Source organism: Rhodoferax sp. LS1R11, from assembly GCF_056521395.1.
In genome coordinates this window covers 349,601-362,730 of sequence record NZ_JBWMAW010000002.1, presented here as the reverse complement: position 1 = coordinate 362,730, position 13,130 = coordinate 349,601, and the positions used below count along the sequence as shown (strand labels likewise).

Here is a 13,130-nt window from a genome sequence, read left to right as displayed (position 1 = left end):
GTCAGCGGGTGGTGAATGAAGTGGGCGCGGGGGGCTTGCCAAAGAACCGTACTTTCTTGACCAGCAGTTGCAGCGCCTGCCAGTGAATGCGCAGCACCACGCCCAGCGTCATGGCCGGGTGGCGCCACAGGGCGCGGCGCACGCTGTGGGGCGTCAGGGCTTCGAGCGTGCCGCTCACGCTGGTCTCGATCAGGGGGCCGCTGGCGTCATCAAAATCAATGCGCGCCACGGTGCGGCTGCGGTCCGGTGTGACCATGAAGCGAAAGCGGTAGCCGCCTTCCACCGGGCAAAACGGTGAGACATGAAACACCTTGACTGCGCGCTGCTCCACCCCAAAGCGAGGTGCGTCCAGCAGGTAGCAGTGGCGCTCGCCAAAGGTGTTGTTCACTTCCACCACGATGGCGCGCAGGCGACCGTCAGCTTGGTGGCAGTACCAGAAACTCACGGGTTTGAAGGTGAAGCCCAGCACGCGCGGGTAGCAATGCAGCCAGACCTCGCCGTCGGCGCCGTCCATGCCCTCGGCTTGCAGCAGCGCGTCCAGCCAGGCCAGGGCGCCGCCCTGCTCCGGGCCGCGTCCGTCGCCATGGTCGGCGTCAAAAAAACTCAGGGCGGCCAGGCGGTTGCGCGCCAGGTGGCCCGGGCCGTCGCGCTGCAGCGAGCGCATCGGCAGCATCAAAAAATAGGTGCCGTAGGTGAAGGCATGGCGCACCGGCTTGAGCCGCGTGTGGCGCACCTCGCCAAAACCTATCTGGGCCAGCGCGGGCGCGGCGGTGGGCACCAGTGGTGTGTTCATACGATGGGCAAGGCCGTTTTTGACAAGGCCGATGCCAACCGTGCCGCCACGTTCAGGCCGGACTTGAGCCCGTCTTCATGAAAACCATAACCGGTCCAGGCGCCGCAGAAATAGGTGTGGTGGTGGCCTTGCAAGGTATGCACCTGGCGCTGGGCGCGGATGGCGGCCACGTCAAATACCGGGTGCGCGTAATCAAACGTGCCATGCACGTGGCGGGCCTCAATCTCATGCAGCGGGTTGAGCGACACCACCACCGGCTGCTGGAAAGGCACCGGTTGCAGCAGGTTGATGAGGTAGTGCAGGCAGACCCGGGTGGACGCGGCGGGCTCGCCGCTCAACGGCGCTGCGCGCTCGTAGTTCCACGCCGCCCACGCGCGCCGCTGGCGCGGCAGCACGGCGGTGTCGGTGTGCAGCACGGCCCGGTTGGGCTGGTAGCGGATGGCGCCCAGCGTTTCGCGCTCCTGCGCCGAGGCATCCGCCAGCAGCGCCAGCGACTGGTCGGCGTGGCTGGCCAGCACCACTTTGTCAAAGCGCTCGGTCTGGCCGCACGAGGTGATCAGCACGCCCTGTGCATCGCGGGTGATGCGGTCCACCGGGCTGTTCAGGCGCTTGTCGGTGATAGGCGCGACGATTTTTTCCACGTACTGGCGCGCCCCCCCGGCGACGGTCCACCACTGCGGACGGTTGGTGACCTGGATCAGGCCGTGGTTGTGGCAGAAACGGACCATCGTGGCCACCGGGAATTGCAGCATCTGGTCGGTCGGGCAGCTCCAGATGCAGCCCAGCATGGGCAGCAAGTACCAGTCCCGGAATTCGTGGGTGAGCGCGTGATGGCGCAAAAAATCGGCCAGCGGCTGCATCAACTCGGCCTCGGCACCGCGCTCGGCAATGTCGGTGGCGATGCGGTTGAAGCGCAGCACGTCGCGCAGCATGGCCAGAAAGCGCGGGTTGGCCAGGTTGCTGCGCTGGGCAAACACCGTGTTCAGCGAGGAGCCGCTCCACTCCAGCGGGCCGCCCCGGCGCGCGCCCGGCACCTGCACGGAAAACGACATGTCCGAGGGCACGGTGGCCACCTCCAGTTGGGCCAACAGCTGGATGAGCTCGGGGTAGGTGCGCTCGTTGAACACCAGAAAACCGGTGTCCACGCCATGAGTCACGGGCCCGGACGGGCCGTCCAGCGTCATGTCCACGGTGTGGGTGTGGCCGCCAAAGTAACTGCCCGCCTCATACAGGGTGATGTCGGCCTGGCCTCGCAGCGTGTGGGCAACCGCCAGACCCGAGATGCCGGAGCCCACGATGGCCAGCTTCATGCGGCCTGGTTTCCAAAAGAAGAGGTATGGATATTCATGCGTTAAAACTTATCAGTAATTTTGTGACTGATTGGTAATTTAACATGTTGAACAGTTTTAAAACCACTCGCCCGGCGGGGTCTCTGAGTCCATTCAGGGCGTGGCGACGCCATCACCAGCGGGGCGGCCTTGCCGGTTGACAGAGATGTTGTCGCCCGGATCTGGCGACGCGTCTGCTACCAGGGACGGTCTGAGACGGGAATGCGGGTCAGCGCCAGCAGGCGTTCCAGGTTGAGTTGGACTTTGACGTCGCGGTGCGCCACGCCGCCGGCAATGCGAAATTCCGGCTTGCTGGTGTCGCGCACCATGATCTCCACCGTGGGCATGCCCGAGCGGTTGAGCACCACGGCGACCCGCGGCGTGGCGGTGTTGGCGCCGCGTTTGATGACCACGGCAATCTCCCCGCTGGCCAGCCGCACAAAAGAGCCGGGTGAGTAAATGCCCATGGCCTTGATCAACGAAGCGCCAGCTTCGTCGATCTGCTTGTTTTCATCAAAATAGCAGGCCTGCATGGCGCTGGACGGCGACCCCGGCATGCGCGAGGCTCGGGGTGCCAGGCGCGCAGCAAACGTGTCGGCACGCTGGATCAGACGGGCCATGCGCTGGCCCTCGGTGCGGGTGGCCAACGGGCCCGGTGTTTTGGCATGGTGCTCGCGCACGGCCTCCAGCCAGCGCGGGTCGGTGATGCCCAGTTGCTCCAGGATGCTGGCAGAGCGGTTGGCGTGCTGGTTGATTAACTCGCGCTGGGCCGGGCTGGGCATTTCTTTTTGCTGGGCCAGGCGGTCCTGCAGCTCGGTCATGCCGATGTTCATGGTGAGGGCCGCCTTGCACACCTTGGCCTGCAGCTCGGGCGGCCACTTCAGCACCTCCCGGGCGGCCAGGCTGCACATCACGCTCACCAGCATGGCGTGCGTGGCGCTGTACAGACGCACCTCGCTGCTGGAAATCTGAATGAGGGCAAACAGCGCACCATCCGGGTTGTCGTCCAGGTGGCGGTTCAATTCGACCTGCAGTTTGTCCAGCCGGGTGCGAAAACTCTCGGGGTGGGTGTCGCGCAACATGGCGTGGGTCTGGCCCTGCAGGTTCAGCCAGTCCGTCACACCGGCGTCTTCCGCCGTGCTGGGGGGGGGCATGTCCTCGGCCGACATCTCGGCGCCCGCAATCTGCCCCAGCGACCGGTCCTCGCGCACCAGGTGGTGCAGCTTGCCCACGTAGGCACGCCGATGCGCCTCGGACTCCGACACATCCACGAACAGCTTGCCACGCTGCTCGACGATCTGCTCCAGATAGCTCCGGTCGATGATGACAAAACCTTTGGGCGCGAGCAGAACGCCGCCTTTGTCCCGAAGTGAAAACGGAAGCGGCTGGCTGAGGCGAATGGAGTCGATGCTGACGGTAACGAGGTTCATGGAAGATGGAAATTATGCCAATGCACGATGGCAACGCGGTGAGCAAGCTTAAGCGATAACGTCCGCCTGCTAGCATCGAAGGCATGACCGACTTACCCTCTATTTCTGCGCTTTCCGACAAGATTTGCGGACGCGACGCCGTTCTGGCCCGGGTGGCCCAATTGCCCCGCCCGCTGGTATTCACCAATGGCGTGTTTGATGTGATGCACCGCGGCCACGTGATGTACCTGGCCCAGGCGCGTGCGCTGGGCGCCAGCCTGCTGGTGGCGCTGAACACCGACGCCTCGGCCAAACGGCAGGGCAAGGGCCCGGACCGCCCGCTCAACAACGAAGCCGACCGTGCCTTTGTCATGGCCGCGCTGGGTTCCACCAGTTTGGTGACCTGGTTTGATGAAGACACGCCGCTGGAGTTGATTGCGCAGGTCAAGCCCGATATTCTGGTCAAGGGCGGGGACTACGACATGGGCAAGCTGGCTGAGACGCGTGTGGTCGAGGCCTACGGTGGACGGGCGCTGGCGCTGCCATTTGTGGACGGTTATTCGACCACCGCCCTGGTGCAGAAGATTCGCCAGGGTTAAGTGCCAAATCGGGCTGTAGCCTAGGTAGAACGTGCGGGAACAGCTACTAATTTAATAGCATCTTCTGCAGCAACCAGTCCAGCGCCTGGACCAGCGCTGCCTCACTGGCCGGGGTCGCCACCGTCACCTCAAAATGCCCGGCGCCGGGCAGTTCCCACAGCCGGGCGGCGTCTCCGGCGGCCTGTGCTGTTTGCACGTAGTGACGCACGGATTCCACCGACACCGTGTCGTCCAGGTCGCCCTGGACCAAGGCTTGCGGCACGCCCAATGGCAGACGGCGCAGGGGTGATGCGTCGGCGTAGCGCTGTGGCATGTCGGCCGGGCTGCCGCCCAGCAGCAGGTCCACCGCGGCGTGGCAGCTGTCGGCCGGGCCGATGCGGTACTGGTCCAGATCGGTGATGGCCGCCAGGCCCAGCACGCCCGCCACCGGCAATGGATCGGGCACGTACAGCGGGCTGTTGGTGTCCAGCCGGGCGCGGCCCGCCAGCCACAGCGCGAGGTGCCCGCCTGCGGAATGCCCGGCTGTGACCACACGCTGCAAATTCAGGGGTGCGGTGACGGCCAGTTCGCGCAAGGCGTCCAGTGCGGCTCCGGCATCCCGCAGGGTGCCGGGCCAGCCACCGCCTTCGTCGCCCAGGCGCCGGTATTCAATCGTCCACGTGGCCCAACCGTGTGCCGTGAGCCAGGCCGCCAGGCGCGTGATGTAGGCCAGGTCGAACCGGTTGCGCCAGCAACCGCCATGGATGAGCACGACCACCGGGTGCGGTCCGCTGCCTTCCGGCAGGCGCAGTTCGCCAAACTGTTGTGGTGCGCTGCCATAAGCCGTGCTCACCACAGCGGGCGGCAAGGGCATGGCATCGAGCTGATCCCAGGTTAATGGGGATGGGGTTTCAGCGTGCATCAGGGCTTGTCCTGTGATGGCGGTTGGAAGAGGTCAGGTCACCGCGTGTTTCTGGTTGAACTCTGGCAACTTCCATTCGCCGCTTTCCAGCACCTGGCGCAAATGTTCCACGGCCTGCCACACATCGGCAAAGCCCACGTACAGCGGAGTAAAGCCAAACCGCAAAATGTCTTTGTGCACACCGCCGTCGCCGGCGCGGTAGTCGCCGATCACGCCGCGCGCAATCAGCGCCTGCACGATGGCGTAGGCGCCGGACGATTCACCGCCCAGCCCATGCTCGCGCGTCAGGCACACCTGCGAGCCGCGTTGGGCGTGCGCACGCGGGGTGGCCAGGCCCAGGCCATAACCGGCGCAACGCTGTTCCACCAGCGTGATGAACAGATCGGTGAGCGCCAGCGACTTGGTGCGCAAGGCCGCCATGCCGCCCAGCGCTTGCGCGGCGTCGAAGACGTTGAGCCCGCACTCCAGCGCGGCCATGCTGATGATCGGCTGTGTGCCGCACAGGTAGCGCGTGATGCCTGGGGCGGGCCGGTAGTCGGGCGTGAATTCAAACGGTGTGGCGTGGCCCCACCAGCCCGCCAGTGGTTGCCAGAAGCGTTCGGCATGTTTCGGGTTCACCCACACAAACGCCGGTGCGCCGGGGCCGCCGTTGAGGTACTTGTAGCCGCAGCCCACCGAGAAGTCGGCGCCGGCTGCTTTGAGCGCCACCGGCACGGCCCCGGCGCTGTGCGCCAGGTCCCAGACCGTGAGGGCGCCCGCGCGGTGGGCCAGTGCCGTGAGGGCGGCCATGTCGTGCATGGCGCCGGTGCGGTAGTTCACGTGGGTCAGCATCAGCACCGCCACCTCTGCCGTGAGGCTGGCGGCGATGTCGTCGGGCTCGACCAGTTGCAGCGTGTAGCCCCGTTCCTTGCACAGCGCCTCGGCAATGTAGAGGTCGGTCGGGAAATTGCTGCGCTCGCTCACGATGACGCGGCGCTGCGGCGCCTCCTGCGCGGCCAGGCTGAGCGCCGCGCTGAGCACCTTGAACAGGTTGATGGACGTGCTGTCGGTGGCCACCACCTCGCCCGCGTCCGCGCCAATCAGGGTGGCGATTTTGTCGCCCAGGCGCTGCGGCAGGTTGAACCAGCCCGCGCTGTTCCACGAGCGGATCAGGTCCTGGCCCCATTCCTTTGTGACGACCTCGGCCACGCGCGCCGCCGCCGTTTTGGGCAGCACGCCCAGCGAGTTGCCGTCCAGGTAGATCACGCCGTCGGGCAGGCTGAAGTGGTCGCGCAGTGCGCGCAAGGGGTCTTGCGCGTCAAGGTGCTGGCAGTCGGGGAGTGTTGTCATGGTTTGAATGGTGTCGGTGGGCCTGGCGGTGTCAATCGTTGGGTAGCGCATCGAATCTTAATGTGATTTATGAAAAATAGCCTCGTAACCGCCGTGGTTCGTGCGCATGTAGCTACTTATTTCATAGCGCTTTTGAGTTGCTAATCCTCACCCGTTGAGGGGGGCGCTCACCAAAGGTTGCCGGTCATTTTTAATCGCCCCATGAATGCCACAATGCGTTCGACAGCGTATGCGTATAAGGATACTGAATGAAGGGCCCACATGATTGATTCCGCTACATTGGCTTGCGCCGTGGAGACACTGGTCAAAGCCGCGCCCAAGGCTGAACAAATCCTGCTGTTTGGCTCCTATGCGCGCGGCCAAGCCCATGAGGATTCGGACCTTGACTTTTTGGTCATTGAGCCGACGGTGGAAAATCGGGCCCGCGAAATGATTCGCCTGCGCCGCGCTTTGCGCCCACTGCGTGTGCCTGTCGATGTTCTTGTGTATTCGCGCTCAGAAGTCAATCAGTGGGGTCAGCAACCCGGTACTGCACTGTATTGGGCGTTGCGTGAAGGTCGGGTCGTTCATGGTTGACCCTCTTGTCCACAAGCCGGTGTATGCGCTGTTGCTGAGTGCCGCCGCGCAAGATCTGGCTGCCTGTGAGGTGCTTGCCGCCAATATTGGCATTGGGGATGCCATGGTCGGCTTTCATGCGCAACAAGCGGTTGAAAAATCGCTCAAGGCGGTGCTCAGTGCCAACATGATCGAGTTTCGCCGTACGCATGACCTTGTCTCATTGTTGGACCTGCTACAAGATCACAAGCTCGCCGCCCCGCCTGAGGCGGATTGGCTGGATGAACTCAATCCCTATGCTGTTGAAGCGCGCTACGGAACGCGACCCTGAAGGGCTTGACCGCAGCCGGGCGCTGCAGGCCGCCAGGCAGGTGCTTGACTGGGCCCGGCGTGAAGCCAGCATGGTACGTGGTGTTGAATGATCAAAGCGGGGTTGGCAAATCCCTTGAATTCACCCCTGTGGCGCCCGCCCACGCAGCCGCGCCACACCCCGCTTGATCAGGTGCTCCAGGTCGTCCATCACGGTGAACACCGAGGGGATCACCAGCAGGCTCAGCAGGGTTGAGGTCATCAGCCCGCCAATCACGGCCACAGCCATTGGGCTTCTGAAGCTGCTGTCCGCTGCGCCCCAGCCCACCGCCAGCGGCACCATGCCGGCGCCCATCGCCAGCGTCGTCATGACAATCGGGCGGGCCCGCTTGTGGCAGGCGTCCAGCAGCGCATCGAAGCGGTTCAGGCCATGGTCACGGCGCGCCACGATGGCGTACTCCACCAGCAGAATCGAATTTTTGGTGGCAATGCCCATGAGCATGATCAAGCCGATGAGCGAGGGCATGGAGAAGCTCTTGTCCGCCAGCAGCAGCGCCACAAAGGCGCCCCCCAGCGACAAAGGCAGGGCCGCCAGAATGGTGAACGGGTGCAGAAAGTCCTTGAACAGCAAAACGAGCACGATGTAGATGCACAGCACGCCGGTCAGCATCGCCAGCCCAAAACTGGCAAACAGTTCGCCCATGACTTCGGCATCGCCCAGGGTGAGTTGCTTAACGCCAGCGGGCAGGTTGGCCACGCTGGGCAGCTTCTCCACCGCCGCGGCCACATCACCCAGAGGCGCGCCGGACAGCTCCACTTCGAAGTTCACATTGCGGCTGCGGTTGAGGCGGTCAATCACGGCGGGGCCACCGGCCATCTCCAGCGTGGCGACCTGGCTCAGCATGACCGGGCCCTTGACGCCGGGCACCGCCAGGCGCCCCAGCACCTCCAGGTCTTGCCGGGCGGCGTCGGCCAGTTTCACCACAATGGGCACCTGGCGCTGGCTCAGGTTGAGCTTGGCGAGCGACGTGTCGTAGTCGCCCACGGTGGCAATGCGCAGGGTCTCGCCAATCGAACTGCTGGTCACGCCCAGGTCCGCGGCGCGGGCAAAGTCGGGTCGCACGGCGATCTCGGAGCGGATCAGGCTGGCGCTCGATGTGATGCTGCCCAGGCCGGGGATGGTGCGCAGGTCTTTCTCCACGGCCGCAGCGGCTGCGGCCAGGGCCTGCGGGTCTTCACCGGTGAGCACCAGCTGGTATTTTTCACCGGAGCCGCCCAGGCCCACCTTGCTGCGCACACCGGGCAGCTCGGTCATGGCAGCGCGGATGTTGTTCTCGATGCCCTGCTTGCGGGGGCGCTGGCCGCGCTCGGTGAGCAGCACGGTCAAGGTGGCTTTGCGCACTTCGGCCGTCCCGGCCGGGGCAAACGGGTCGGCACCGGCCGCGCCGCCGCCAATGGTGGTGTAGATGCTCTTGATGTGCTCAACCTTGCCCAGCAACTGGCGCGCGGCCTCGGCGGCCTCGCGGGTTTGTGCCAGCGTGGAGCCGGGCGGCAACTCCAGGTACACCTGCGTTTGCGAGTTGTCGTCCGGCGGAATAAAGCCGGTGGGCAGGAGCGGAATCAGCAGGATGGAGCCGGCAAAAAAGGCCCCGGCCAAGCCCATGGTGATCCAGCGGTGGCTCAGCGCCCAGTGGCTTAGCTTCATGTAGCGGCCCATCCAGAACGGCTCGGTGTGCGCGCGCGGGCTGCGCTTCATTACATAGGCGGCCATCATGGGGGTGAGCGCGCGCGCCACCACCAGCGAGGCAAACACGGCGAGTGCGGCGGTCCAGCCAAACTGCTTGAAGAATTTGCCCGGGATGCCTGCCATGAAGGCCGTGGGCAGGAACACCGCAATCAGCGTGAACGTGGTGGCCACCACGGCCAGGCCAATTTCGTCAGCGGCCTCCATCGCGGCCTGGTAGGGCGTCTTGCCCATGTTCAGGTGGCGTTCGATGTTTTCGACTTCGACAATCGCATCGTCCACCAGCACGCCGATCACCAGCGAGAGCGCCAGCAGCGTCACCGTGTTGATGGAAAAGCCCAGGTACGCCATGCCAATGAAGGCGGGAATGGCCGACAAGGGCAGGGCCACGGCCGACACCAGCGTGGAGCGCCAGTTGCGCAGAAACAGCCACACCACGATGACGGCCAGAATCGCGCCCTCGTAGAGCATGGTCATGGACGCATCAAACTCCTCGGCCACCGGCTGCACAAAGTCAAAGGCCTGGGTCAACTCGATGTCCGGGTGTTCGGTTTTGAGTTGGGCCAGGGCCACCTGCACGGCAGCGCCGACCTCGACCTCGCTGGCGCCCTTGCTGCGGGTGATCTCAAAACCCACCACGGGCACGCCATTGAGCAGGGCCAACGCGCGGGGCTCGGCCACCGTGTCCTTGACGGAGGCCACTTCGTCCAGGCGCACGCGCTGGCCGTTGCTAAGCGTCAGCTCCAGCTTGGCCAACTCCTGCACCGTCTTGACCGTGGCGATGGTGCGCATGGGCTGCTCGCTGCCGCCCACATCCGCGCGGCCACCGGCGCTCTCGGTTTGCACCTGGCGCAACTGGCGTGACACATCGGCCGCGGTGGCGCCCAGCGATTGCAGTTTGAGGGGGTCCAGCGCCACCTCCACCTGGCGGTTCACACCGCCCACCCGTACCACCGAGCCCACGCCCTTGACGCCCAGCAGGCGGCGCGCCACGGTGTTGTCCACAAACCAGCTCAGGGCCTCATCGTCCATCCGGGGGGAGCGAATGGTGAGCGCCAGAATGGGCGCGCCTGACAGATTCACCTTGCTCACCACCGGGTCGCGCACATCGCTGGGCAGGTCGCTGCGCACGCCTTGCACGGCGCTGCGCACATCGTCCACCGCTTCCTGGGTGGCTTTCTCCAGCCGGAATTCGGCCGTGACGGTGACGCCGCCGTCCTGCACCTTGGTGTAGATGTTTTTCAGACCCTGCAGGGGCGCAATGGCGTTTTCCAGCTTGCGGGCGACTTCGGTCTCCAGCTGGGCCGGGGCGGCCCCGGGCAGGGAGGCCGACACGGTGACGGTGGGCAATTCGAGGTCAGGAAACTGCTGCACCTTCATGGAGTTGAAGGCCAGCAGGCCGGCAAAGGTCAGCATCACAAAGAGCATGACCGCCGGGATCGGGTTTTTGATGGACCACGCGGAGACATTCATGGGGTTTGCTCCTTATTTTGTAGCTGATGCCGAACGATGGGCGGGGGCTGCAGTCGTATTTGGCTTCAAAGCGTCAACCACCTTGACCAAATCACCGTCGCTCAGGAAGCTGCCGCCGCTGGCCACCAGTTGGTCCTGGGGCGTCACGCCGTTCTGGATTTCAATCTGGTCGCCCACCACGCGGCCGGTTTGCACCTTGACCTGGCTGACCCGGTGGTCGGCGCCCACCCGGTAGGCGTAGCTGAAGCCATCGCGCACCACCACGGCGGTTTGCGGCACGGTCAAGGCGCCGGAGCTTCCCAGTTCAAACTCGCCGCGCGCATACATGCCGGGTTTGAAGCTGGCGCCGCTGCCCGCCAGGTCCACATACACCAGCCCGTTGCGGGTGGCGGTGTCCACGGTCGGTGCCAGCATGCGCACCTTGCCCTTCACTTGCGCGCCACCGGGCGCTGTCACCAGCACGCCGGTGCCGGGGGTGATGCGGGCAATCTCGGCCGACGTCACCTCACCCCGCCACTCCAGGCGGCCCTGGCGGATGAGTTTGAACATCTCGGTGCCGGCGCCCACCACGCTGCCCACGGTCGCCAGGCGGGCCGAGATGATGCCGCTATCCGGTGCCACCAGCCGGGTGTTTTTCAGACGCAGCAGCTGCGCATCCAGCTGGGCTTTGGCGGACGCGACACGGGCCTTGCCGGTTTGCTCCTGCGTCAGGTACTGGTTGACCTGCTGGGCGCTGATGGCGCCGCTGCCCTGCACCGCACGGGCGCGGTCGGCGTTGGCCGCGGCTTCGGCGGCGTTGGCTTGCGCCTCGGCCACGGCGGCGCGGGCCAGGGCCACATCGGCCTGCACACTCTCGGCGGCAAAGGTGGCCAGCAGCTGGCCGCGCTTCACGCGGTCGCCCACGCTGGCGTGCAACTCGGCCACGCGCAGGCCGTTGGCCTCGGCCCCCACACTGGCCTCCTGCCAGGCGGCCACGCTGCCATTGGCGGCCAGCTTGATGATGAGTTGGCTGCTTTTGGGCTGGGTCAGGGCCACGGTGAGGGCGGGTTTGGCGGCCGGTTTGGCCGCATCGGCCGCCTCGCTGCGGGTGGCCACCAGGCCCAGGGCGGCCAGCGTCAACACGCTGGCCGCGATGAGGCCCAGCGTGACGGGCTTGAACGGCAAGCCGCCCAACAAGTGATGGAGGGGGGCAAGGGCGTGGGGCTGGATGGATGGGTTCATGAGGGTCTCGCGTCGCATCAAAAAATGGAGTTCGGTGGGGGTCAATCAGCGGGCATGGGCCATCGTGGTGACGGCATCGGGCTCAAAGCCGCCGCCCAGGGCGCGGTACAGCGCCACCCAGGCGCGGTTGCGTTCCAGGCCCAGTGACAACTGGGCGGATTCGGAGGCCAGCGCGTTGCGGCGCGCGTCCTCCAGCTCAATCAGGCTGGCCAAGCCCTGGCCAAAGCGTGACTGGGTGGCGGCCAGTGTTTCGGCATACCCCTGGGTCGACACCTGGGCGTCCTGCGTGCGGGCCTCGGTGCTTTGCAAGGTGACCAGCGCTTCTTCGACCTCGCGCACGGCCTGGCGGACCTTGCCCTGGTAGACCACCACGGCCGACTGGTAGTTGGCCTCGGCCGACTTCACGGCCGCGACTCGCTGGCCACCGTCAAACAGGGGCAGGCTCAGGGCCAACGGGCCGAAGGACCAGGTCGACAGGTTCTGGTCGGCCCCGCCACTGCTGACCCGCAGCGCGCCAATCGAGCCGTTGAGGCTCAGGCGCGGCAAGCGCTGGGCCTTGGCACTGCCCACCTGGGCACTGGCCACCACCACATCACGCTCGGCGGCAAACACATCAGGCCGTTGGGCAATGGTTTGCGCGGGCACGCTTGCTATTAAAAAAGGAGCTGCTTGCGCGCGTCCTGTCTGGGCTAGAGCCAGTTTTTGCTTCAAAACCGGTTCTGACAGCGCCGTCAATGCCACCAGCCCTTTGGTGGCGATATCGCACTGGGCGCTTTGCTGGGTGGCACGGCTTTGGGCGTCGGCGGCACTGGCACGGGCCATGGCCGCGAACGAGGGGGCCAGAAACCCGACGCTGGCGTTGATGCCCGTCAGACGCGCGGTCTCCCTGCGTGAGGCAGCATCGCGCTGGGCCAGGGCGAGCAGCTGCTCGCAGGTCGAGAGGCTGTAATACAGGTTGGCCACTTCGGCGGCGACCGACACGCGGGCATCGTGCCACTGGGCCTGGGTGCCTTCGAGGTTGGCCAGCGCGGCGTTGCTGACGGCGCGGTTGGCGCCCACCAGGTCCAGCTCCCACGCGGCCTGCAGGCCGGCCTGGGTGGTGGTGGCGACCGGCGTTGCGGGCTGGCTCACCCCGCGGCTGGCGCTGGCCTGGGCGCCCACGTTGGGCAGCAGCGCCGATCGGGCCAGCACCTGGTTGGCGCGGGCGGCTTCAATGCGCGCCAGCGACTGGGCCACTGAAGGGCTGACGCCCTGTGCCGCGGTGATGAGTTCCACCAGCAGCGGGTCCCCTTGTTGCTGCCACCACTGGGCCAGGGAACCCACGGTGCCGTGGTGCGGCAGCGGCGCCTGCCAGGCCGGTGCGACGGAGGCGTCCACCCGGGTCGGGGGCATCAGAGCGGCGCAGGCGCCCAGCAGCAGCACCGCGGCCAGAGGAGTGAGTTTGCGCAAGGATTTCAACATCATGGAGA

11 protein-coding genes are annotated in these 13,130 nt (G+C 65.7%); 3 read left to right on the top strand and 8 right to left on the bottom strand.

Going from position 1 to position 13,130, the window contains the following annotated elements:
• Nucleotide 1: 1 nt before the first annotated feature.
• The 3 genes from AC097N_RS04265 to AC097N_RS04255 form a co-directional block, all read right to left on the bottom strand.
• The gene (locus AC097N_RS04265) at nt 2-793 is read right to left on the bottom strand and encodes a DUF1365 domain-containing protein (protein ID WP_479579500.1); all 792 of its coding nucleotides are present in this window, start codon (nt 791-793) and stop codon (nt 2-4) included.
• Nucleotides 790-2,103, bottom strand: a complete 1,314-nt coding sequence (locus AC097N_RS04260) for an NAD(P)/FAD-dependent oxidoreductase (RefSeq protein ID WP_479579499.1) — start codon at nt 2,101-2,103, stop codon at nt 790-792. Before AC097N_RS04260 ends, AC097N_RS04265 begins: the two co-directional genes overlap by 4 nt.
• Nucleotides 2,104-2,318: 215 nt before the next feature.
• Nucleotides 2,319-3,551, bottom strand: coding sequence for an HD-GYP domain-containing protein (locus AC097N_RS04255; protein ID WP_479579498.1), 1,233 nt, complete (start codon nt 3,549-3,551; stop codon nt 2,319-2,321).
• Nucleotides 3,552-3,634: 83 nt separating this feature from the next.
• On the opposite strand from AC097N_RS04255, the gene rfaE2 reads away from it, so the two are divergent.
• Entirely contained in the window at nt 3,635-4,129 is a 495-nt protein-coding gene (gene rfaE2 / locus AC097N_RS04250; protein WP_479579497.1) for a D-glycero-beta-D-manno-heptose 1-phosphate adenylyltransferase, read from the top strand.
• A gap of 46 nt (nt 4,130-4,175) precedes the next feature.
• Here the strand turns inward: rfaE2 and AC097N_RS04245 are convergent, their stop codons facing one another.
• Nucleotides 4,176-5,030: an alpha/beta hydrolase family protein gene (locus AC097N_RS04245; RefSeq protein WP_479579496.1), complete on the bottom strand. Its 855-nt coding sequence runs from the start codon at nt 5,028-5,030 to the stop codon at nt 4,176-4,178.
• A 33-nt stretch (nt 5,031-5,063) separates the two neighbouring features.
• Nucleotides 5,064-6,359 carry a kynureninase gene (gene kynU, locus AC097N_RS04240; RefSeq protein ID WP_479579582.1) on the bottom strand — a complete coding sequence of 432 codons (1,296 nt, stop codon included), beginning with the start codon at nt 6,357-6,359 and terminating at the stop codon, nt 5,064-5,066.
• Nucleotides 6,360-6,620: 261 nt separating this feature from the next.
• Between kynU and AC097N_RS04235 the strand changes: the two genes are divergently transcribed.
• Together AC097N_RS04235 and AC097N_RS04230 are read left to right on the top strand one after the other, a co-directional pair.
• Nucleotides 6,621-6,935, top strand: a complete 315-nt coding sequence (locus AC097N_RS04235; RefSeq protein ID WP_479579495.1) for a nucleotidyltransferase domain-containing protein — start codon at nt 6,621-6,623, stop codon at nt 6,933-6,935.
• Complete coding sequence (locus tag AC097N_RS04230; protein WP_479579494.1) at nt 6,928-7,245, top strand: HEPN domain-containing protein; 318 nt, start codon at nt 6,928-6,930, stop codon at nt 7,243-7,245. Before AC097N_RS04235 ends, AC097N_RS04230 begins: the two co-directional genes overlap by 8 nt.
• A 120-nt stretch (nt 7,246-7,365) precedes the next feature.
• Here AC097N_RS04230 and AC097N_RS04225 read toward each other — a convergent pair whose 3' ends face one another.
• The 3 genes from AC097N_RS04225 to AC097N_RS04215 are packed head-to-tail and all read right to left on the bottom strand — an operon-like array spanning nt 7,366 to nt 13,125.
• On the bottom strand, nt 7,366-10,440 hold the full coding sequence (locus AC097N_RS04225) for an efflux RND transporter permease subunit (protein ID WP_479579493.1): 3,075 nt from the start codon (nt 10,438-10,440) through the stop codon (nt 7,366-7,368).
• A gap of 12 nt (nt 10,441-10,452) precedes the next feature.
• Nucleotides 10,453-11,661 carry an efflux RND transporter periplasmic adaptor subunit gene (locus AC097N_RS04220; protein ID WP_479579492.1) on the bottom strand — a complete coding sequence of 403 codons (1,209 nt, stop codon included), beginning with the start codon at nt 11,659-11,661 and terminating at the stop codon, nt 10,453-10,455.
• Between the two features lie 45 nt (nt 11,662-11,706).
• Complete coding sequence (locus tag AC097N_RS04215) at nt 11,707-13,125, bottom strand: efflux transporter outer membrane subunit (protein WP_479579491.1); 1,419 nt, start codon at nt 13,123-13,125, stop codon at nt 11,707-11,709.
• Between the last annotated feature and the right edge of the window lie 5 nt (nt 13,126-13,130).

Bases quoted from the DNA above. Each gene is read 5' to 3' on its own strand.
- AC097N_RS04265 (WP_479579500.1), bottom strand. From the start codon at position 793: ATGAACACACCACTGGTGCCCACCGCCGCGCCCGCGCTGGCCCAGATA.
- AC097N_RS04260 (WP_479579499.1), bottom strand. From the start codon at position 2,103: ATGAAGCTGGCCATCGTGGGCTCCGGCATCTCGGGTCTGGCGGTTGCC.
- AC097N_RS04255 (WP_479579498.1), bottom strand. From the start codon at position 3,551: ATGAACCTCGTTACCGTCAGCATCGACTCCATTCGCCTCAGCCAGCCG.
- rfaE2 (WP_479579497.1), top strand. From the start codon at position 3,635: ATGACCGACTTACCCTCTATTTCTGCGCTTTCCGACAAGATTTGCGGA.
- AC097N_RS04245 (WP_479579496.1), bottom strand. From the start codon at position 5,030: ATGCACGCTGAAACCCCATCCCCATTAACCTGGGATCAGCTCGATGCC.
- kynU (WP_479579582.1), bottom strand. From the start codon at position 6,359: ATGACAACACTCCCCGACTGCCAGCACCTTGACGCGCAAGACCCCTTG.
- AC097N_RS04235 (WP_479579495.1), top strand. From the start codon at position 6,621: ATGATTGATTCCGCTACATTGGCTTGCGCCGTGGAGACACTGGTCAAA.
- AC097N_RS04230 (WP_479579494.1), top strand. From the start codon at position 6,928: ATGGTTGACCCTCTTGTCCACAAGCCGGTGTATGCGCTGTTGCTGAGT.
- AC097N_RS04225 (WP_479579493.1), bottom strand. From the start codon at position 10,440: ATGAATGTCTCCGCGTGGTCCATCAAAAACCCGATCCCGGCGGTCATG.
- AC097N_RS04220 (WP_479579492.1), bottom strand. From the start codon at position 11,661: ATGAACCCATCCATCCAGCCCCACGCCCTTGCCCCCCTCCATCACTTG.
- AC097N_RS04215 (WP_479579491.1), bottom strand. From the start codon at position 13,125: ATGATGTTGAAATCCTTGCGCAAACTCACTCCTCTGGCCGCGGTGCTG.